1 protein-coding gene is annotated in these 795 nt (G+C 37.9%); it reads right to left on the reverse strand.

Annotated elements, in window-relative coordinates; all coding sequences use genetic code 11:
• Positions 1 to 795, reverse strand: a 795-nt coding sequence (locus IDG60_RS27845; RefSeq protein WP_206161000.1) for an Ig domain-containing protein, incomplete at both ends; no start/stop codon positions are given.

Raw genomic sequence — 795 nt, forward strand, 5'->3', positions numbered from 1 at the left:
CACTCACAGAATCAGATAGGCTTACACTTGTCGATTTCGAGGTACTAGCTGATGTAGATACCACAATCGATCCTGATGTACTCGTTGATGCACTTTGTGAGTCAGCTTTACTTGTTGAGACACTTTGAGATTGTTGTGTACTTCCTGATGTTGATACGGAATCACTCATGCTATTTCTTGTTACTTCATATTTAAAAGTTGTCGTCGTTTTGTTACCGCTCGCATCTGTAGAAACGATTGATATAGTACTTGTACCAATGTTTGTTGGTGTACCACTAATAGTATTATTTGTACTATCAAATGTTAGTCCGGATGGCAATCCAGTCACTGTATTCGTCACCGCATTTCCACTGTTATCTTGCGTAGCAATTTTAATCGGGGATATTGGTGAATACACTTCTGATGATTGATCTCCTATTGGTGTCACTGTTGGTGCTGTCGTATCCACAACATTTATTGTAAAAGTTGTCGTCGATTTGTTATTTGCTTGGTCAGTAGACACAACTGTCACTGTTGATTGACCAATTTTTGTTGGTGTCCCAATGATTGAATTCGTTGCACTATCGTAACTTAATCCGCTTGGTAATCCTGTAACTGTATTTGTCACAGTCCCAGTACCATTATCCGTTGTAGTCAACACAACAGGATTCATTGTTTTACCCACTTCTATGGTTTGATTGCCTACAGTTACAGTTGGTGCTTTTACATCAGTAAAATAATATGTCACTGATTGTCCAGCATTCGTCATTTTTACAGTTTTATTTGTATCATTATAAGTTGACGCATATGAACTAT

Source organism: Staphylococcus sp. EG-SA-2, from assembly GCF_017152085.1.